The 19,331-nt window shown below is 72.2% G+C and carries 18 protein-coding genes; 8 read left to right on the forward strand and 10 right to left on the reverse strand.

Annotation, left to right across the window (positions count from 1 at the left end):
- Nucleotides 1–30: 30 nt before the first annotated feature.
- On the reverse strand, nucleotides 31–1,050 hold the full coding sequence (locus IOD14_RS17120) for a glutathione S-transferase C-terminal domain-containing protein (RefSeq protein ID WP_123993598.1): 1,020 nt from the start codon (nucleotides 1,048–1,050) through the stop codon (nucleotides 31–33).
- Nucleotides 1,051–1,145: 95 nt separating this feature from the next.
- Between IOD14_RS17120 and IOD14_RS17125 the strand changes: the two genes are divergently transcribed.
- Complete coding sequence (locus IOD14_RS17125) at nucleotides 1,146–2,117, forward strand: cation diffusion facilitator family transporter (RefSeq protein WP_123993597.1); 972 nt, start codon at nucleotides 1,146–1,148, stop codon at nucleotides 2,115–2,117.
- A 74-nt stretch (nucleotides 2,118–2,191) separates the two neighbouring features.
- On the opposite strand, the gene IOD14_RS17130 is transcribed toward IOD14_RS17125, so the two are convergent.
- Nucleotides 2,192–2,641, reverse strand: coding sequence for a nitroreductase family deazaflavin-dependent oxidoreductase (locus IOD14_RS17130; protein WP_123993596.1), 450 nt, complete (start codon nucleotides 2,639–2,641; stop codon nucleotides 2,192–2,194).
- Between the two features lie 529 nt (nucleotides 2,642–3,170).
- On the opposite strand from IOD14_RS17130, the gene IOD14_RS17135 reads away from it, so the two are divergent.
- Nucleotides 3,171–4,370: a cytochrome P450 gene (locus tag IOD14_RS17135; protein ID WP_212670684.1), complete on the forward strand. Its 1,200-nt coding sequence runs from the start codon at nucleotides 3,171–3,173 to the stop codon at nucleotides 4,368–4,370.
- An 18-nt stretch (nucleotides 4,371–4,388) separates the two neighbouring features.
- The gene (locus IOD14_RS17140) at nucleotides 4,389–4,589 is read left to right on the forward strand and encodes a ferredoxin (RefSeq protein ID WP_123994848.1); all 201 of its coding nucleotides are present in this window, start codon (nucleotides 4,389–4,391) and stop codon (nucleotides 4,587–4,589) included.
- Nucleotides 4,590–4,815: 226 nt separating this feature from the next.
- Here the strand turns inward: IOD14_RS17140 and IOD14_RS17145 are convergent, their stop codons facing one another.
- Nucleotides 4,816–5,364: a TetR/AcrR family transcriptional regulator gene (locus IOD14_RS17145; RefSeq protein WP_123993594.1), complete on the reverse strand. Its 549-nt coding sequence runs from the start codon at nucleotides 5,362–5,364 to the stop codon at nucleotides 4,816–4,818.
- A gap of 93 nt (nucleotides 5,365–5,457) precedes the next feature.
- Here IOD14_RS17145 and IOD14_RS17150 point away from each other — a divergent pair, with 93 nt between their 5' ends.
- A complete protein-coding gene (locus IOD14_RS17150) occupies nucleotides 5,458–5,916 on the forward strand; it encodes a nuclear transport factor 2 family protein (protein WP_212670685.1) in 459 nt (152 codons plus the stop codon).
- Nucleotides 5,917–5,925: 9 nt separating this feature from the next.
- On the forward strand, nucleotides 5,926–6,441 hold the full coding sequence (locus tag IOD14_RS17155) for a flavoprotein (RefSeq protein WP_123993593.1): 516 nt from the start codon (nucleotides 5,926–5,928) through the stop codon (nucleotides 6,439–6,441).
- A gap of 1 nt (nucleotide 6,442) precedes the next feature.
- Here the strand turns inward: IOD14_RS17155 and IOD14_RS17160 are convergent, their stop codons facing one another.
- The 5 genes from IOD14_RS17160 to IOD14_RS17180 all read right to left on the reverse strand — a co-directional run bounded on the left by IOD14_RS17160 (nucleotide 6,443) and on the right by IOD14_RS17180 (nucleotide 12,616).
- Entirely contained in the window at nucleotides 6,443–7,234 is a 792-nt protein-coding gene (locus IOD14_RS17160; RefSeq protein ID WP_212670686.1) for an MBL fold metallo-hydrolase, read from the reverse strand.
- Nucleotides 7,235–7,289: 55 nt separating this feature from the next.
- Nucleotides 7,290–8,087 (reverse strand): alpha/beta fold hydrolase, encoded by a 798-nt coding sequence (locus IOD14_RS17165; protein WP_212670687.1) that lies wholly within the window; start codon nucleotides 8,085–8,087, stop codon nucleotides 7,290–7,292.
- Between the two features lie 19 nt (nucleotides 8,088–8,106).
- Nucleotides 8,107–8,940, reverse strand: coding sequence for an alpha/beta hydrolase (locus IOD14_RS17170; protein WP_212670688.1), 834 nt, complete (start codon nucleotides 8,938–8,940; stop codon nucleotides 8,107–8,109).
- A gap of 10 nt (nucleotides 8,941–8,950) precedes the next feature.
- The gene (locus tag IOD14_RS17175; RefSeq protein WP_212670689.1) at nucleotides 8,951–9,775 is read right to left on the reverse strand and encodes an alpha/beta hydrolase; all 825 of its coding nucleotides are present in this window, start codon (nucleotides 9,773–9,775) and stop codon (nucleotides 8,951–8,953) included.
- A 93-nt stretch (nucleotides 9,776–9,868) separates the two neighbouring features.
- The gene (locus IOD14_RS17180) at nucleotides 9,869–12,616 is read right to left on the reverse strand and encodes a LuxR family transcriptional regulator (protein ID WP_212670690.1); all 2,748 of its coding nucleotides are present in this window, start codon (nucleotides 12,614–12,616) and stop codon (nucleotides 9,869–9,871) included.
- A 222-nt stretch (nucleotides 12,617–12,838) separates the two neighbouring features.
- Here IOD14_RS17180 and IOD14_RS17185 point away from each other — a divergent pair, with 222 nt between their 5' ends.
- Complete coding sequence (locus tag IOD14_RS17185) at nucleotides 12,839–13,810, forward strand: aldo/keto reductase (RefSeq protein WP_123993591.1); 972 nt, start codon at nucleotides 12,839–12,841, stop codon at nucleotides 13,808–13,810.
- A gap of 15 nt (nucleotides 13,811–13,825) precedes the next feature.
- Here the strand turns inward: IOD14_RS17185 and IOD14_RS17190 are convergent, their stop codons facing one another.
- The gene (locus IOD14_RS17190) at nucleotides 13,826–14,626 is read right to left on the reverse strand and encodes a phytanoyl-CoA dioxygenase family protein (protein WP_123993590.1); all 801 of its coding nucleotides are present in this window, start codon (nucleotides 14,624–14,626) and stop codon (nucleotides 13,826–13,828) included.
- Between the two features lie 64 nt (nucleotides 14,627–14,690).
- On the opposite strand from IOD14_RS17190, the gene IOD14_RS17195 reads away from it, so the two are divergent.
- Nucleotides 14,691–15,638, forward strand: a complete 948-nt coding sequence (locus IOD14_RS17195) for a helix-turn-helix domain-containing protein (protein ID WP_212670691.1) — start codon at nucleotides 14,691–14,693, stop codon at nucleotides 15,636–15,638.
- A gap of 368 nt (nucleotides 15,639–16,006) precedes the next feature.
- Entirely contained in the window at nucleotides 16,007–18,004 is a 1,998-nt protein-coding gene (locus tag IOD14_RS17200) for an RICIN domain-containing protein (RefSeq protein WP_249125935.1), read from the forward strand.
- A gap of 6 nt (nucleotides 18,005–18,010) precedes the next feature.
- On the opposite strand, the gene IOD14_RS17205 is transcribed toward IOD14_RS17200, so the two are convergent.
- A complete protein-coding gene (locus IOD14_RS17205; RefSeq protein WP_174269425.1) occupies nucleotides 18,011–19,267 on the reverse strand; it encodes an SLC13 family permease in 1,257 nt (418 codons plus the stop codon).
- Between the last annotated feature and the right edge of the window lie 64 nt (nucleotides 19,268–19,331).

Genomic DNA, 19,331 nt, shown 5'->3' on the forward strand with positions numbered 1-19,331 from the left:
TTGGTCGAGTGGGTCGTTGATCGGGGTCGATCAGGGGCGACCTGGTTCCGGAACCTGCTCCTTCGCGGGAGGCGGCCCCGGCGGGGTCCCGTCGCCGAACGGACGGCCGCCGAGCTCCTCACGGTGATGCGGCGTCAGCCAGCCCGCCAGGTCCGGCCCGAGCGGCACGATGCCCGTCGGGTTGATACCGGTGTGCACCTGGTAGTAGTGCCGCTTGATGTGGTCGAAGTCGACGGTGTCACCGAAGCCCGGCGTCTGGTAGAGATCGCGGACGTACGCCCACAGCACCTCGTTCTCCGCCAGCTTCCAGCGGTTGCACTTGAAGTGACCGTGGTAGACGGCGTCGAAACGTACCAGTGTGGTGAACAGGCGGATGTCCGCCTCGGTGATGGTGTCCCCGACGAGATACCGCTGCTCCGCCAGCCGCGGTGCGAGCAGGTCGAGCCGGCGGAACACGCCCGCGCACGCCTCCTCGTACTCCTCCTGGCCGCTCGCGAAACCCGCCCGGTACACACCGTTGTTGACGTCCTCGTAGACGTCCGCCATCACCGTGTCGATCTCGTCGCGCAGCGCCTGCGGATACAGGTCGGGTGCTCCCTCGCGGTGCAGAGCCGTCCACTCGGTGGCGAGGTCCAGGGTGAGCTGCTGGTAGTCGTTGGTGACGAGCTTCCCGCTGGGAACGTCCACGAGTGCGGGCACGCTCACCCCGCCCGGATAGTCGCTCTCCCGCCGGTCGTAGGCCTCGCTGAGGTAGCGGATGCCGAGCACCGGGTCGCGGCCGTCCGGGTCCAGGGTGAACCGCCAGCTGCGGTCGTCCTGGATCGGATCGGTGATCGCCATGGAGAGCGCGTCCTCGAGCCCGAGGAGCCGCCGCGAGATCACCGCCCGGCTCGCCCAGGGACACGCGCGGCTGACCACCAGACGGTAACGGCCGGCCTCCACCGGCCAGCCGTCCCGGCCGTCGGCGGTGACGCGGTCCGTGAAATGGCTCTTGGACCGTTTGAACGCCTTGTGGCCGAGCGCGCTGTTGCCGTCGTCGGCGCTGCTCATGCTTCCTCCTGTCTGAAGCCTGTCCTGGTGGACGCGTTCCCCGTTTTCGCGAGTCGGCACGGTGTGAGTGCCCTGGAGCCGGGCAGTCGGCGTGGGTGAGCGGGACATCGACGAACGAAAACGCGGACCGGAAAACACGTGTCACGGTGCTGGTGGCACTCGCGGCGAACCTGGTGATCGCGGTCGCCAAGGCCGTGGGAGGCTTCCTGGCGGGCTCGCCGGCACTGCTGTCGGAAGCGGCGCACTCCGTCGCGGACAGCCTCAACGAGGTCTTCCTGCTGGCCGCGCTGCGCCGCAGCCGCCGTCCCGCCGACCGGCGCCATCCCTTCGGCTACGGCAAGGAGCGGTTCTTCTGGTCGCTGATCGCGGCCGTCGGGATCTTCGTGATGGGCGGCTGCTTCTCGTTCTTCCAGGGCATCGAGGCGCTCCGCAACGGCGCCGAGGAGAAGCTGAGCGGCTATGTGGCCGGCCTGATCGTGCTCGCCGTGGCCTTCGTCGCCGAGGGGGTCTCGCTGATGCGGGCGCTGCACCAGGTGCACAAGCAGGGCGGGGCCGCCCAGGGCATGCGCGACCCCGCCCTGCGCACGGTCGTCGCCGAGGACGGCACGGCGGTGCTGGGTGTGACCCTGGCCATGATCGGCATGGCGCTGCACATGGTCACCGGGCAGGTCGTGTGGGAGGCGTCCGCCTCGCTGGCCATCGGCGCGCTCCTCGTCTACGTGGCCTACCGGCTGGGGCGCGAGGCCAAGGGGCAGCTCATCGGTGAGGCCGCCGACCCGGAGGCCAGTGCCCGGATCCGGGCACTGCTGGACGCGCAGCCGGAGATCGACAGCGTGGAGGCGCTGTTCACGATGAAGATGGGGCTGGACTCGCTGCTGGTGGCCGCCCGGGTGGACCTGGTGCCGGGGCTGGACAGCGAGCGGGTCGAGGAGGTCGCCGTACGCATCAAGCGGTCCGTCGCCCGGATGGTGTCCGAGGCGGACCAGATCTTCCTCGACGTGACCGACCGGCCGGCCGCGGAGGCACGAGAAAGCCCCGCCGCGACGGGGGAACGCGGCGGGGCCTGACGCACGGGTGCCCGGCCCGAGCCGGTCCATGCGTCCCCGCTCGAAGATTTTTCCGGCGGGCGATCGGTGGGCGGTCAGTCCCCGTCGACGGGCTCCAGAACGAAGACCGGTATCACCCGGTCCGTCTTCTTCTGGTAGTCGGCGTACGGCGGGTACGCCGCGACCGCCCGCTCCCACCACTCGTCCTTCTCCGCGCCGGTGATCTCGCGGGCCGTGAAGTCCCGCTTGACCGGGCCGTCCTGGAGCTCGACGTGCGGGTCGGCCTTGACGTTGTGGTACCAGACCGGGTGCTGGGGCGCGCCGCCCAGCGAGGCGACCACCGCGTACCGCCCGTCGTGCTCGACCCGCATCAGCGGCGTCTTGCGGATCCTGCCGCTCTTCGCGCCCCGGGTCGTCAGCACGATGACCGGCATCCCCGTGTCCAGGAGCGTGTTGCCCTCGGCGCCGCCGGAGCTCTCGTACAACTCCACCTGCTCACGTACCCACTGCGTCGGGCTGGGCTCGTACTCGCCCTCAAGAGGCATGGTTTCCGTCTCCTCGTCGTCTGCTACAGGGGTCTCGCACGGGACTTGAACACCGTCCCGCGCGAAAAACATCCCCACCGGGTTCCCCGCGAATGCCGGTCGAAGACGCCCACGGCCCTCCGGGCGGGGCCGGCCCGAAGGGAACGAGGACGGCCGCGCGGGGGTCTGCGGGCTCACCCCGTCCCACCATCCGCACGGCCGACGCCGCGTCATCACGCCGCACGGCCCGCTCGCCGGTGCCGGCCCGGTGCCCCGCAGGGAGCGCACCGGCCGACCGTGGCCGACCGGGCGGGGATGCTCCGGGCGTGGCATGGCCGGATAGCGAGGTCGGCGGACGGGCCGCGGCAGCCGGAAGTCCTGGCACGGCCGTCACGCCGTGAGCCTCGCCCTCCGCTTCCCCGTCCCACGGCGACGATCTTCGGCCAGATTGCCCCCGCCACCGATCTGGCCGAACTTCTCGTCGCCCTATAGATGCCCTGGGCATCTAATGAAGATCTGCATGACGCACCCTTCGTCTGCGAGGTCTTCCATGACGGAAACGGAACCCGTCGCCTTCCCCCAGGACCGGACCTGCCCCTACCACCCGCCCACCGCCTACGAACCCCTGCGCGCCGACCGCCCGCTCTCCAAGGTGACCCTCTTCGACGGCCGTCAGGCCTGGCTGGTCACCGGACACGGCACCGCCCGCGCCCTGCTCGCCGACCCCCGCCTGTCCACCGACCGCACCCGTGACGGCTTCCCCGCACCCACGGAACGCTTCGCGGCGATCAAGAAGCGGAAGACCGCGCTGCTGGGCGTCGACGACCCCGAGCACCGCGTCCAGCGCCGCATGATGGTCCCCAGTTTCACCCTCCGCAGGGCCGTCGAACTCCGCCCGCGCATCCAGGAGATCGTGGACGAGCGCATCGACGCGATGATCGCCCAGGGGCCGCCCGCGGAACTGGTGAGCGCCTTCGCGCTGCCCGTCCCCTCGACCGTGATCTGCGCCCTGCTCGGCGTGCCCTACAGCGACCACGACTTCTTCGAAGGACAGTCCCGGCGGCTGCTGCGCGGCCCCACGGCCGACGACGTCATGGACGCCCGTGACCAACTCGAGGAGTACTTCGACGAGTTGATCGACCGGAAACAGAAACAGCCGGAGCCCGGCGACGGAGTGCTCGACGAACTCGTCCACCGGCAGCTGCGCGACGGGGAGCTGACCCGCGAGGAACTGATCGCCCTGGCGATCATCCTGCTGGTCGCCGGCCACGAGACGACCGCCAACATGATCTCGCTGGGCACCTTCACCCTCCTCCAGCACCCCGACCGGCTGGCCGAGTTGCGCACCGACCCCACGCTGATCCCCGACGCGGTCGAGGAACTCATGCGGATGCTGTCGATCGCCGACGGGCTGCTGCGGATGGCGCTGGAGGACATCGAGGTGGCCGGGACGACGATCCGCGCGGGCGAGGGCGTCGTCTTCTCGACCTCGGTCGTCAACCGCGACGAGGACGTCTACGCCGACCCCGACACCCTCGACTGGCACCGCCCCGCCCGGCACCACATCGCGTTCGGATTCGGCATCCATCAGTGTCTGGGCCAGAACCTGGCCCGCGCCGAACTGGAGATCGCCCTGCGCACCCTCTTCGACCGGCTGCCCGCCCTCCGCCTCGCGGCCCCCGTCGAGGAGATCCCGTTCAAGCCCGGCGACACCATCCAGGGGATGCTGGAACTCCCCGTGACCTGGTAAGAGGCTCCGACGATGCCCATGGACATCCACATCGACAGGGACGTCTGCATCGGGGCGGGACAGTGCGCCCTGGCGGCCCCTGGCGTCTTCACCCAGGACGACGACGGTTTCAGCACGCTCCTGCCCGGCAGGCAGGACGGCGGCGGCGACCCCATGGCCCGGGAGGCCGCCCGGGCCTGCCCCGTCGCCGCCATCACCGTGGCGGAGACGGTGAGCTGAACCGGCGAGGCGGGCCGGGCACCCCGAGCCCGACCCGCCACAACCGCCCCGGAGCGACCACGAGGCCGACGTCCACGTCGGAGACGGTGTTGCTCGGCGTCCCGATGCACCACCTCTCCGTCCCCGCCTCCTTGAAGGCCTGGATCGTCTGCCGCGTGACCGCCGTCATGGCATGCGGCGGACTCACCCGCCAGGGCCCGCCCCGAGGTGAGGGCACTCGCCCGGCTCAGCGGTCCAGCAGCAGCCGGGCCGCCTCCCGTGCCTCGGCGGCAGGGCGTGTGCTGCCGGTGATGCCCGCCGTCACCATGGCGCCCTCCGCGAGCAGGAAGAGCGGTCCGGCCAACGCGGCGGGCCGCCCGGCGTCGGTCACGAGTGCGGCGAGATAGTCCCCGAACGCCTCCTTGTGCGCCCGGACCCGGGACGCCACCCGGTCCGAGGTCGCGCCCAGTTCGCCGTACGAGTTGATCCAGGCGCAGCCGCGGAAGCCGTCCTCGCCGAACCACCGCTCCAGCCAGTCGTAGACCGCGAGGATCCGCTCGACGGGGTCCGCCCGGCGCTCCACGAACTCGGCCAGCCGTCCCCGCCAGCGGCCGTCCCGGCGCTCCAGATAGGCCTCCACCAGTTGCTCCTTCGCCGGGAAGAGCTGGTAGAGCCGCTTGAGGGAGACCCCGGAGGCACCGCGTATCTCGTCCATGCCGACGGACTGGATGCCCCGTCCGTAGAACAGCTCCTCGGCGGCGTCCAGCACCCGCTCGCGGGCCACTGCGCTGTCCATGGACGACCACTCCTTGACGTGAGAACGTGCGTTCTCCTACGGTAGCAGCCATCCGGAGAACGCACGTTCTCCGCGACTGTCCAGGAGGAAGACATGACCGACCGCCCGCCCCTGCCGCCCTTCACCCGAGAGACCGCCGCCCAGAAGGTCCAGGCGGCGGAGGACGCCTGGAACACCCGCGATCCGCAGCGGGTGGCGCTCGCCTACTCCGAGGACTCCGTGTGGCGCAACCGCGGCACCTTCGTCACCGGCCGCGCCGCGATCGTCGAGTTCCTCACCGCGAAGTGGGCGCGCGAGCGGGAGTACGCGCTGCGCAAGGACCTGTGGGCCTACGACGGCAACCGCATCGCGGTCCGCTTCCAGTACGAGTGCCAGGACACCGACGGGCAGTGGTGGCGGTCGTACGGCAACGAGCTGTGGGAGTTCGACGAGCACGGCCTGATGACCCGGCGCGAGGCGAGCATCGACGACGTGCCCATCGAGGAGAAGGATCGCCGGATCCACGGACCCCGCCCCGAGTCCGAGCGGGGGCTGTCCTTCCCGCTTCAGTAGGGTCCTGGCGTGAGCCAACAGGACGCGATACCGCCCTTCTTGTACGTCGTCGTCTGCGCCGCCGGCATCGCGGCGGGCGTCGGCAAGCTGATCACCGCCGCCCAGGAACGCGAGTGGCGCGTCGGGGTCATCGCCACGCCCACCGCCATGAACGGCTTCTTCGACACGGCCGCGGTCGAGGCGCAGACCGGTCACCCGATCCGTTCCGCGTGGCGTCGCCCGGGCGAGCCGCGGCCCTTCCCCGACCCGGACGCGGTCGTGGTCGCTCCGGCCACCTTCAACACGATCAACAAGTGGGCGGCGGGCATCGCCGACACCCTCGCCGTGGGCACGCTGTGTGAGGTGGCCGGCCGGGGCGTCCCGATCGGCGTCCTGCCCTGTGTCTCCGACGACCTCGCCGGTCACCCCGCCTACCAGGACAGCCTGATCCGGCTGCGCGGGATGGGTGTGCGGTTCGGACACCCCTACCAGGGCGGCGAGGGCGCGGAGTTCGGGTGGGAGCGTGCGCTGGACCTGGTCGAGTAGGTCAGACGGGGAGCTCCAGCGGGACGCCCGGGGTCAGCCGGCGGAAGCGGGCGCGGAGGTCGGCGGGGGCGCGGCCGAGTTCCGCGTCGATGCCTTCCAGGCCCTCCTGGAAATGCGACCAGCCCTCGTAGTGCACGGGCAGCACGGTGTGCGGGCGCAGCTGGGCGCACAGTTCGAGCGCGGGAGCCGCGGTCATCGTGCAGCGGACCGGCCCGGTCAGGGGGAAGCGCACCCCGCCGAGGTGAAGCAGCACCGTACCCACGTCGATCCGTCGGGCCACCTTGCGCACTCCGGCACACAGGACCGTGTCGCCGGTGATCCACAGGGCGCCGTGCCGCTGGCCCTCCCAGCGCAGCGCGAAGCCGGTCACCTCCCCGACCAACGGACGGGACAGGGGCGGCCCGTGGCGGGCCGGGGTGGTGGTGACCTCGATGGTGGGGCGGCCCGGTGACTCCAGGCGCCAGGTCGTCCAGGCGCCGAGGCCGCGGGCGTTGCCGCCGAGCCGGCCGGCCCCGGACGGTGTGGTCAGGACGGTGCCCACGCCGGGCAGCAGGGCGCGTCCGGCCGTGTCGAGGTTGTCGGCGTGGTGGTCATGCGTCAGCAACACCGCGTCCAGCGGCGGGAGTTCGGCAGCCTCGAGCGCCGGTCCTGCCGTCTTGCGGGAGGAGGTGCCCAGGCCGAACGAGTAACGGCGGCCCGGCGGGTCGAACCTGGGGTCCGTCAGCAGCCGCCAGCCCGCCGCCTCGATGAGCGTGGTCGGACCGCCGACATGGGTGATGCGCGCCTCGGTCATGGAATCCCTTCCGGAAGGCCCGGGGGCGGCGCCGGTCCGCCCCCGGGCGCACCGACTACTCGGCGTGCGACAGCGCCCAGTCGAGGACGTGGTCGGCGATCTCCTCCCAGCCCGGCGCGGCGGGCAGGAGGTGCGGCCGGTCCGCGTACTCCTCGATCTCGGTGACGGTGCGCGACGTGTAGTGCCGGGCGTTGGACCGCTGCACCTTCGGCGGCATCAGATGATCGTGCTCACCCGCGACGAACAGCAGGGGAGCCCGGCTGTCGTTGGCGTAGTCGACGTAGGTGCTCTGGTGGCCGGGACGCAGGGTGGCGAGCGCGCTGTCGAAGAAGATGCTCCCCGAGGCCGGGACGGCGTACCGCTCGTACAGCGCCCGGGACTCCTCCTCGGGGAACGTGTTGGTGAACGCGTAGTGCCACTGCTCGAAGGTCAGGGCCACCGCCCGGTGCCGGTTCGCGGGGTTCCTCAGGACCGGGAAGGCCGCCTTGACCTGGGTCAGCGGCAGCACCGCGACGCCCTCCGTGGGCGCCGAGTTCAGGGCCACGCCCGCCGCCCCGTACCCGCGGTCCAGCAGGAGCTGCACGAACACGCCCCCGGCGGAGTGGCCGATCAGGACCGGGGGTTCGTCCAGGCCGCCGACCACGGCCTCCAGGCTCTCGACGATCTGCGGGACGGTGACCTTCTCGATCGGCGTCGGGTCGGCGTTGAGGGACTCGACCTCGACCTCGAAGCCCGGGTAGGCGGGGGCGAGGACGCGGTAGCCGCGCTTCTCGTAGTGGGCGATCCAGTGCTCCCAGCTCCTCGGGGTGACCCAGAAGCCGTGGATCAGGACGATGGTGTCCGGGGTGCTCATGGCCCCTCCTCGCGGGGTGTCAGTGAGTGGCGCGCCGGGCTGCCTCGATCTGCCGGACGACGGCGTCCGGGTGCGACATCATCACGACGTGCGAGGCGCCCTTGACCTCGACGGCCCGGCTCTTCGCGCGCTTCGCCATGAAGTGCTGGACCGCGGGCGGGATGACCCGGTCGGCGGTCGGGATGACGTACCAGGACGGCAGCGACTGCCACGCCGGTACGCCGCTGGGCGCCCCCAACCCGCCCACACTGGCCGGGCGTTGGGTCACCGCCATCGCCCGGGTCACCGCGCGCGGCAGGTCCTGGGCGAAGACGTCGTGGAACTTCGCCGGGTCGACATAGGCGTCGATGCCCGGCTCCGAGCTGCCCGGTACCGGGTACGGCCGGGTCAGCAGGGCGTCCGGCAACCGGCTGCCCGGGAACTGCCCCGACAGCTGGAGCGCGCTCTCTCCCTCCGCCGGGGCGAACGCGGCGACGTACACGAGCGCCTTCACGTTCGACCGGCCGCGCCCGGCGTTGGTGATGACCTCGCCGCCGTAGGAGTGGCCGACCAGGATCACCGGGCCGGGGATCGTGTCGACGACGCTGCCCACGTACTGCGCGTCGCCCGCGATGTCGCGCAGCGGGTTGGCGGGGGCGATGACGTCGTAACCGGCCTTCAACAGGCGGGTGGCGACGTCGTTCCAGCCCGACGCGTCGGCGAACGCGCCGTGCACCAGGACCGCGGTCGGTCTGGCGCCGCCGGTGCGGGAGTCCGCCGAGGCGGGCGTGGCGGGGCTGCCGAGCGCGACGGCGCCGGCCGCGAGCAGCCCGCCCGCCAGGACGCGCCGACGGGGGTGGCTTTCGGGAACCATCCGATGACTCCTAGGAGTTGAGGAAGTCGAGCAGGTCGGCGTTGAGCTGGTCCTTGTGCGTGTCCGTGATGCCGTGCGGGGCGCCCGCGTAGACCTTGAGGGTCGCGTTCTTGACCCGGGCGGCGGACGCCTTGCCGCCCACCTCGAACGGCACGACCTGGTCGTCGTCGCCGTGGATCACCAGCGTGGGCACGTCGAAGGCGTCCAGGTCGGAGCGGAAGTCGGTGGCGGAGAAGGCGGCGACGCACTCGTAGGCGCCCCGGTGACCGGCCTGCAGGCCCTGCTGCCAGAAGGCGGCCCGGATGCCCTCGGACACGTTCGCGCCGGGTCGGTTGTTGCCGAAGAACGGTCCGTCGGCCAGGTCCCGGTACAGCTGTGAGCGGTCGGCGAGCGAACCCGCGCGGATCGCGTCGAACACCTCGATCGGCACCCCGCCCGGGTTGTCGTCGGTCCTGAGCATGAACGGCGGCACGGCGGAGACCAGCACCAGCTGGGCGGCCCGGGAGGTGCCGTGCCGGCCCACGTAGCGGGCGACCTCGCCGCCGCCCGTGGAGAACCCGACGAAGGTCACGTCGCGCAGGTCGAGGGTGTCGACCAGGGCGGCGAGGTCGTCGGCGTAGGTGTTCATCTCGTTGCCGTGCCAGGTCTGGGTGGAACGGCCGTGGCCGCGCCGGTCGTGGGCGATCACGCGGAAGCCGTGGGAGGCGAGGAACAGCTGCTGCGCCTCCCAGCTGTCGGAGTTCAACGGCCAGCCGTGGCTGAGGACCACGGGACGGCCCGTGCCCCAGTCCTTGTAGAAGATCTCGGCTCCGTCGGCTGCGGTGACGTACGGCATGGGTGCTCCCGTCTGCGGGACGTGTCCGACCCGTCGATCCTCGGTCGGGGCCGTGCGCCCCGAACCCCGTGGAACGCGTAGTCGTGACCCGGCTCAGAGGCCGGGTGCCCGCGTCAACTGTCTGCGGGAGGTGACGTCGAGCTTCCGGAAGACCTTGCGCAGGTGGTAGTCGACGGTGCTCGCGCTGATGAACAGCCGGGCGGCGATCTCGGCGTTGGTGGCGCCGTCCCTGGCGAGCCGGGCGATGGTCAGCTCCTGCGGGGTGAGCGCGCTCGCGGCCCGGGCCGTGCCCCGCCGGGGGTGCTCCCCGGTGGCGGCCAGTTCCGTCGCGGCCCGGGACGCGTAGGCCGTGGCCCGCATGTCGTCGAACATCGCAAGAGCGGTGCGCAGTTGGTGCCGGGCGTCCCTGCGGCGCTTGCGGCGGCGCAGCCACTCACCGAACAGGAGGTGGGCCATCGCCAGGTCGGATCGCGCCCGGGTCCCGGACAGCAGGGTGATCGCCTCCCGGTACAGCTCCTCGGCGTCGCTCACCGGGGCGAGCAGGGCCCGGCAGCGGGCCAGCAGGCCCAGCGCCCACGGGGTCGCGGTGGCGCTCGCCCGGGAGTCCAGGGTGCGCAGCGCGGCCGTGGCCAGCACCCGGTCACCGCAGCGGACGGCGGCCTCCACCAGCGGCGGCAGCAGCCGCGAGTGGAAGCCGATCAGGTCGTGCTCGACCAGTTCGTGCGTGACCGCACGGGCCTGCGCGTAGTCGCCGTTCCCGAGAGCGAGGATCACCGTGCCGATCCGGGCGATGGACTCCACCGCGCCGTTGCCCAGCCAGGTCCCGGCCTCCATCGAACCCCGCAGCACACCCTGGAGGTCGTCGGCGTCGGCGTGCCAGGCGAGCAGCTCCGGATGCCGGTACAGCTCCCACATGTCGTCGGTCGCGCCGATCGCCGAGCGGATCTGGTGCCCCTGCGCGTGCAGGTCGTCGGCGAGGGAGAGATGGCCGAGGATCGTCTCGTGCATCACCGTGCAGTACAGGGCGCTGTCCAGCTGATGCAGGGCGCCCGTTGCGCGGGCCGCCTCTACGGCACGCTCCATCACCGCGCTCTGCGCGGCCTCGTCCCACAGGATCATCGACAGGGTCACGGTGGGCAGGAACGCGCGCAGCACGTCCTCGTCGCTCGTGTCCGGGTCCAGGAGCATCGCGTGCGCCCGCCGCATGTGCGGCACCGCGCGTGCGTAGCCCTCGGTGACCAGGACGGCGTAGGCGCGCAGCACCAGGTCGACACCGGTCGCGGGCCCCGTGCGCGGGACGAGGTCGTCCACCGCGCGGGCGATCTCGGCGACCGTCGTGTCCCGCATGAGATGTTCGGCGGTGATGGACCGGTCGACGGCCCGCAGCAGGGCGTCCTGGGCCAGCGCCGGCGCGCCCTCGGCGAGTGCCCGCGCGGCACGCAGGCACAGCACGGGGGCCCGGGCGAACGAGCCCGCGTCCCCCAGCAGGGCGACCGCGTGCGCGCGCACCAGCAGCGCCCGGCCCCGTCCGACGTCGCCGAGCAGCCCGACGTCGAGCGCGTCGAGCAGTGACTCGGCCTGGAGCGGTGCCCCGGCGGTCAGCGCGGCCTCTGCCGCCGCGAGCAGCCGCCCGGTGCGCACGGCGCCCTCCGGTGTCAGCTCGGCCGCCCGGGTCAGGAACGTGGCACGGGCCGCGTAACCGCCGCGCGCCCCGGCCCGGTCGGCCGCCTCCTCCAGGCCCGCCGCCACGGACTCGTCCGCCCCGATCGTCGCCGCGGCCCGGTGCCAGGCCCGCCGGTCGGTGTCCGCCGGGTGGTCGGTCACCTCGGCCAGCGCCCGGTGCGCGCGCCGCCGTTCGACGCTCGTGGCGCCCCCGTACACCGCGGACCGCACCAGCGGATGCCGGAACGCGACCCCCTGGCGCAGCACGACGAGCCGCGCGGCCTCCGCCGGTTCGGAGTCCTCGGGACCGCTGCCGAGCCGGTGGGCGGCGGCACTTACGTAGGCGAGGTTCCCAGCGGGTTCGGCCGCCGCCAGCAGCAGCCAGGTGCGGGTCGGGCCGGGCAGCGCCCGGATCCGGTCGCGGTAGTGCGCCTCCAACCTGCTTCCCACGGGCAGCGGTTCGGGCAACGCCAGGGAACCGGAGAGCTGGTCGGCGGAGAGCTCCCGGCCGAGGTCGGCCAGCGCGAGCGGATTCCCCGCGGTGGCGGCGACGATACGGGCGCCGACCCGGACGTCCACCGGGCCGCCCACCGCCTCCCGCAGCAGTTCCAGGGCGAACTCCTCCTCCAGACCCTCCACTTCGGTCACCGGGAGGCCAGCCGGGACCTCGAACCCGGTCCGGGCGGCCAGCAGCAGTCCGACGCCCTCCGCGTGCACCCGGCGGGCCACGAAGGCGAACACCGCGAGGGACTCCTCGTCGACCCACTGAGTGTCGTCGACACAGACCAGCACCGGCCGTCCCCGGGCGGTCTCGGCGAGCAGGTTCAGGGTCGCGAGCCCCACCAGGAACCGGTCCGCGGGCGGACCGTCGGCCAGTCCGCAGGCCACCCGCAGGGCGTCGTGCTGGGCCGTCGGCAACGCGCCGGGCTGCGTGAGGTCGCCCAGCAGCGGCACCAGCAGCCGATGCAGCGCCGCGAACGGGAAACCCGACTCGGCCTCCACACCCGCGACCGCCAGCACCTTCAGGTCCGCGGCCTGTACGACGGCGTGGTCGAGAAGCGCCGTCTTGCCGATGCCGGCGTCGCCCCGGAACACCACCACACCGCTCAGCCCGTCCCGCAGGGCCGCCACCAGGCCGTCGAGTCTTTTCCGTTCCCCGGTCCGCCCCTTGAGGATCACACCAACGCCCTTCGAGGAGGTCCGGATGCGAACGGTTCCGTGCGGTTCTTGTGAAGATGCCTCATTTCATCAATACGGACACGGCGGAGGCAGTCATTCGGTTCAGTTGCGGTGTCGACGACCGCGCCACCGCCCGCACAGCGTCCGCACGAGGGGGACCTCGATCGCACCCGAAGTCGTACGCTCCCTCTCGAACCCCTCTCGAAGGCAGGAGCAGCAACGATGCAGTACGTGAAGCTCGGTTCGACGGGCCTGGACGTCTCTCGGATCTGTCTGGGCTGCATGTCCTACGGCCTGCCGGACCGCGGCGTGCACGAGTGGACCCTCGACGAGGAGGCGTCGCGGCCACTGATCCGGCAGGCACTGGACGCCGGCGTCAACTTCTTCGACACCGCGAACGTCTACTCCGACGGCACCAGCGAGGAGATCGTCGGCAAGGCCCTCGCGGACTTCGCGAACCGCGACGAGATCGTGCTCGCTACGAAGGTGCACGGCCGGATGCGGTCCGGCCAGAACGCCGCCGGGCTTTCCCGCAAGGCGATCATGACGGAGATCGACCACAGCCTCAGCCGGCTGGGCACCGACTACGTCGACCTCTACCAGATCCACCGCTTCGACCCCCACACCCCGGTCGAGGAGACGATGGAGGCGCTGCACGACCTGGTGAAGGCGGGCAAGGTGCGCTACATCGGGGCGAGTTCGATGTACGCCTGGCAGTTCTCCAAGATGCAGTACACGGCCGAGCGGCACGGCTGGACGAAGTTCGTGTCCATGCAGAACCACTACAACCTCCTCTACCGCGAGGAGGAGCGCGAGATGCTGCCGCTCTGTGCCGACCAGGGCGTCAGCGCCCTGCCGTGGAGCCCGCTGGCCCGCGGCCGCCTGACCCGGGACTGGGGCACGGTCACCGACCGCAGCTCAGCCGACGACTTCGGCAGCCGCCTGTACCAGGAGGGGGACCGCACCATCGTCGAGGCCGTCACCCGCATCGCCGGCGACCGGGGCGTCCCCCGTGCCCAGGTGGCGCTGGCCTGGCTGCTGGCCAAGGACACGGTGGCGGCCCCGATCGTCGGCGCGGGCAAACCGCACCACATCGAGGACGCGGTGGCCGCGGTCGAACTGGAGCTCAGCGACAAGGAGATCGAGGAGCTGGAGCGGCCGTACACGGCCCGTCCCGTCGTCGGCCACGGCTGAGTCGGTCACGTCCGGCTAGTGCGGTCCGTGCGGTGCGAACTCCGTGCCGCACGGCCCCGCCCCCTCGCTCACCGGCAACGGCACCCGCTCACCGCTCATCGACAGCGTCCGGTAGTACTGCCCGATCCGTTCGGCGGACACTCCCACGTAGTGTCCGATGAAGGACCGCCGGAACCGGTCGGCCGTACGGTTCGGCTGCGAACCGTGCACCAGGCTGCCGTTGAAGAACAGGACATCGCCGGGCGCCATGTCCACGGGCACCGCGGCCAGCCCCGGAGGCGGTGCCACGTACTCCCGGGCGAACGACACTTCGGAGTCCGCGAGTTCCGGGCAGAACAGGTCCATCCTGTGTGTGCCCGGGACGACTTCGAGGCCGCCGTTGTCCCGGTCGATCACATCGCAGGCCACCCAGGCTGCGACACATGTGCCCGGCTCGACCCGCAGATAGAAGTTGTCCTGGTGCAGCGCCTGCCCCCGCGCCCCCGGCGGCTTGAAGTAGAACATGCTCTGCGCGGCCAGTACCTCCTCCCCGAGCAGCGTCTCCAGCACCTCCCGCAGCCGGGCGTCCAGCAGGACCCGCAGGGCGAGGTCGTTGATCTCGTGCGGCTGCATCACGCGCGGATACCTCCGCAGCGGATCCGCCGACTCACCGGGGGCGACCGGAGTGAAGTGCCCGGGAACCGGCCCGCCCGCCTGCAGAGTCGTGAACTCCTCGCACAGCCGGTCGATCTCCTCGCGTGCGAACAGCCCGCGGACCACCAGGAAGCCGTCCTCCTGGAACTGCCGGAGCTTCGTCTCGATGCCTGTGACTGTCATGTGCCCCACTCTCGGCTCGGATGTGTTCCACTCGTCACGCTAGGCCGCAGCCCGTGCGAGGAGGATGCCCGTGACCGTCGACGGATTGCCCGAGACGGCTGCCCCGGGCGACCCGGGCCCGCCGCCCGGCCTCGTGGTCGTCGGCCGCTACGACGAACTCCCGGGCTACGCCGTCCAGCGCCCGCGCGGCGCCGACAGCTGGCTGTTCACCTGGACGGTGGGCGGCGGGGGCACCCTGCGCCAGGGACGGGCCGAGACCGCGGCGGGCGCCGGGGACCTGGTGGTGCTCGCCCCCGGCACCCCGCACCGCTACGGCGTCCACCAGGGCGCCCGGCACTGGGAGTTCTGGTGGGCCCACTGCGGAGCCAGACCGTCCTGGACCGCCTGGCTGGGGCCGTACGCCAGGGGAGACGGCCTGTACGTCGTCACCCCGGACCCCTCCGACGACGGCTCGCCCGCCCGCATCGAGGCGGCCTTTCGACGGATGCTCGCCGACGCCCGCCGGCCCGGCACCGGCGCCCCGCCCGCGACCCTCTCAGCCGAGGCGGGCCCGGCCGGCGAACGGGTCGCCGTCGCCGTGGCCCACGGCACCACCGCCCGCGAACTCGCCCTGTGCGCGCTGGAGGAGGTCGTCCTGCTCACGGCGGGCGCCGCGCCCGCCACGCGGACGGGGACCGGAGTCGATCCCCGGGTGCGGCGCGCCCAGGAGCTCATCGAGGCCGACCCCGGGGCCCCGCACACCGTCAGGTCGCTCGCCGCCGAGGTGTCCCTGTCGCCGTCCCGGTTCGCCCACCTGTTCACCGGGGAGTTGGGCCGGTCCCCGATGCGGGCGCTGCACGAGGCACGTCTTCACCATGCCGCCCGGCTGCTGGAGAGCACCGACCTGTCCGTGGAGCGCGTCGCCGCCGCTTCCGGTTTCGCCAGCCCCTTCCACTTCAACCGGGTCTTCCGCCGGCGCTACGGCACACCGCCCGGCGCCTACCGAGCCGCCGGGCCAATGGTTGGTGCCTGACCTCGCGGGGCCACCCCGGCGCGCCGTGTAGTGGAGGTTCAATGGTTTCCTGGATCTCTTCGCGGAGTTAACTGAATCCTGTTTCCAATCACGAAATCAGGAGAGCGGCAATCCTCGGGCCTCCGGTGCTGACGAAACGTCTATCTGTATCGGGCGAACGGAATCTGCAAATCCGTGAGATCACTTGTTCGGCATCCCTGACCTGTGCAAAAGTGTGCGTTGTCAGCACACAGACAATGCACATTTCTCCTGTGTGCTCAAGACCCCCTCAGTACGCCCCTCATGCTTCAAAAGAGCTGTCCCAGGCGGACGTACCCATTGGTATGGACTTAATGCAATGCAGCATGCCCTCGGGAGGAAATGCCGCCGTGAGTGACGCAGGCCTGTCGAATTTTCCGTCTCCGGCTCGCCCGTACGACGTCACGGACGAACAGCTGAGCGCCGAGCTCAAGAAGTGGAGCGGCACGACGCCGGCCCTGCAGCCCGTCGGTGAACTCCTCGACCGGCACTGGGAAGCAGCCTTCGCCTACGCCCGGCTGTGCACCGACGGCCCCCGCCCCGCCGGCATGCTCACCACGGCCGCGTTCACCCGCCTGTTCGGCGAGTCCCTGCGCCACATAGGGCCGACCGCCGCCTGGCGGCCCCATCTCCTCGTCACCGTCCGCCGGATCGCGGCCGAGTGGGACGCCGACGGCCGACGCGAGATGCTCCACCCCGCGCTGAGAACCGAGGCGGGCGGCGACCGGGCCGCGGCCCGCCTGTTGCCCCCCGCCGAGCGGCGTCTGCTGTCCGGTGCCTTCCAGCGGCTGCAGCAGTCCGCCCGCTGCCTGCTGTGGCACACCGAGGTCGAGGCCGAGCCGCTCGGCGTCCCCGCCGCACTCCTCGGCCTGGACGAGGAGGACGCCCGCGTCGAACTCCGCCGGGCCCGCGAGCGACTGCGCGAGGAATGCCTCCAGGTCCACCGCGAACTCGCCCCCGAGCAGGAGTGCCGGCACTACCTGCGGCTGCTCGACGTGACCTACCGGCGCGGCGGGGTCGAGCTCGACCCCGATCTGCGCGAGCACCTGGAGCGGTGCAGGCACTGCATGCACACCGCCGACCAGCTGCACCAGTTCAACGGACAGCTCGGCCTCGCCCTCGCCGAGGCCGTGCTCGGCTGGGGTGCCGCCGCCTACGTGGAGTCCCGGCTCCGGGTCGACGACGCGGCCGACCAGGAGGCCCAACGCCACGCACCGGCAAGGACGCTCACGGGTGAGGCCTTCGGGACCCCGGCGCCGTTCGCGGGTGAGCCCTTCGGAACTCCGGCGCCGTTCCCGGGAGAGTCCTTCGGCGCTCCGACGCCGTTCGCCAACCCGGCCCAGGGCGGCGCCGACGCCCCGGCGGACCCGGCACCCGCCGGCCAGGGCCCCCGCGCCCGTGCGCGCTCCGCCTCCCACCGCTCCGCCCGCAAGGCCGGCCGCCGCACCTCCCGCCGCAACCTGACCGCGGCGGTCCTGACGGTCAGCGGACTCGTCGTCCTTCCCCTGGTCATGTGGTCCTCGCTGAACTCGGACACGAGCGGCCCCGCCGACGCCGCTCCCTCCGAGGTACCCGGCTCCGACACGGCCTCCGCGACCGACGACCCCTCGTGGGCCGGGGCGAACGAGGCGCGCCAGGGCGACCTGCGCGGTCGCCTGCACAACGTCGAGTCCGGGCTGTGCGTCGGCGTGGTCGGCAAGAAGATCGCCCCGGGCGCCGAGACCGAACTCACCAAGTGCTCCGCCGCCGAGGGCCAGCAGTGGACGTACGAGACCGACGGACTGCTGCGCAGCGCGGCCGACCCCGACCTGTGCCTGGACTCCCACCTCGGCTTCTCGGTGCGGCTCGCCCCCTGCACGGGCGCCGACGCGCCCGACACCAAGGACATCCGCTACGACTTCACCCTCCAGGGCACCCTCGTCCCGCGCTGGGACCAGGACCTCGCCCTGACCCCGGCCGCCACCGACGGATCCGGCGCTCTGGTGCTGAAGAACCGCGACGACGGCCCCGCCCAGCGCTGGGTCTTCGACACCTCGAAGACCGATGTGCAGATGCAGGCGGTCAACTGGGACGCGGACAGCAGCCCCGCACCGACCCCGAAGTCCGCCCCCGCGCCCTCGAGGACACCGGCCCCGACCCCGACGGCATCCGCCACGCCGACAGCCACGCCCACCCCGTCGACCAGCCCCTCCACGGGCGACGACTGCGCCACCAACCCGTACGCCTGCTCCTGGGGCGGCCAGAACAACGGCGGCTACGGAGGCGGGTACGGCGGCGGCTACCCGGGCGGGTACGGGTACCCGGGCGGGTACCCGGGTGGCTACGGCGGCGGATACGGCGGCCGTTGACCCCGCTCAGGCCCCGACGAGCTGGAGCGAGCCCCACAGGGCCACCACCGCCGCGGCGAGCGCGGCCGGCACGGTCAGCAGGCCGAGCCGGGTGAACTCCCCGAGCCCGACCCGGTGGTCGTCCCGGTGCAGGATGCGCCGCCACAGCAGGGTGGCCAGGGACCCGGCGTAGGTGAGGTTCGGGCCGATGTTCACCCCGAGCAGCACCGCGAGGACCGCGCCGGGCCCGGCCGCGGCGGTCAGCGGCAGCAGGACCAGGACCGCGGGCAGATTGTTGATCAGGTTCGCCAGTACGGCCGCCAGCGCGGCGATCCCCAGCAGCGCGACGATCCCCGTCCCGCCCGGGAGGGCGTGGCGCAGGGCGCCGGCGAGCCCGTTGTCGACGACCGCGCGCACCACGATGCCGAGGGCGAGCACGAACGCCAGGAAGGCCGGAGCCGCCGCCCGCACCACCGAGACCGGGGTGGCCCTCCTGCGCACGAGAGCGCGGCCCGCCAGCACCAGCGCCCCCGCGCACGCCACCCACGCGGGATCGACGCCGAAGGCGGACGCCACCACGAACCCGGCCAGTGTGCAGCCGACGGTGACCAGTGCGAAGAGCGGGAGCGGGGGCTCCTCGGACGGCTCGGGGGAGTGGTCCACGACGGTCAGGTCGGCCGCGAAGAAGCGCCGGAACACGACGTACTCGACGGCGATCGCCGCCAGCCAGGGCAGCACCATCAGCAGGGCGAAGCGGGTGAAGCTGACCCCGCTCGCCTCGAAGGCCAGCAGGTTGGTCAGGTTCGACACGGGCAGCAGCAGCGAGGCCGTGTTCGACAGATGCGCGCACGCGTAGACGTGCGGCTTCGCGCGGGCGCCCATCCGGGAGGCGGTGACCAGCACCACCGGCGTCAGCAGCACCACGGTGGCGTCCAGGCTGAGCACCGCCGTGATCGCCGACGCCAGCCCGAACACACCGGTCAGCAGCCGCCCCGGCGAACCCGCCGCCCGCCGGGCCAGCCAGGCCCCGCAGGCCTGGAACAGCCCCTCGACGTCACAGAAGTGGGCGAGCACCAGCACCGCGGCCAGGAACCCGACCACCGGCCCCAGCCGCTCGGCCTCCGCCCACGCGTGCTCCGGGCTGGTCGCCCCGGTCACGACCGCGAGCCCCGCCGCCGGGACCGCGACCACCGCCTCCGGCAGGCCTGAGGGGCGCAGGACCGCCCATACGAGTACCAAGACGAGCAGGGCTATGGACAGGACTTCGGCGAGCGGGGTGTTCAGGGCAAATCCTTCGGGACGCGAGCTGATCGTGCCCGGTCATGAGATCAGGCCCGGGTAAGAAACC

It is taken from the genome of Streptomyces sp. A2-16 (genome assembly GCF_018128905.1).
In the GTDB taxonomy this organism is placed as follows: domain Bacteria; phylum Actinomycetota; class Actinomycetes; order Streptomycetales; family Streptomycetaceae; genus Streptomyces.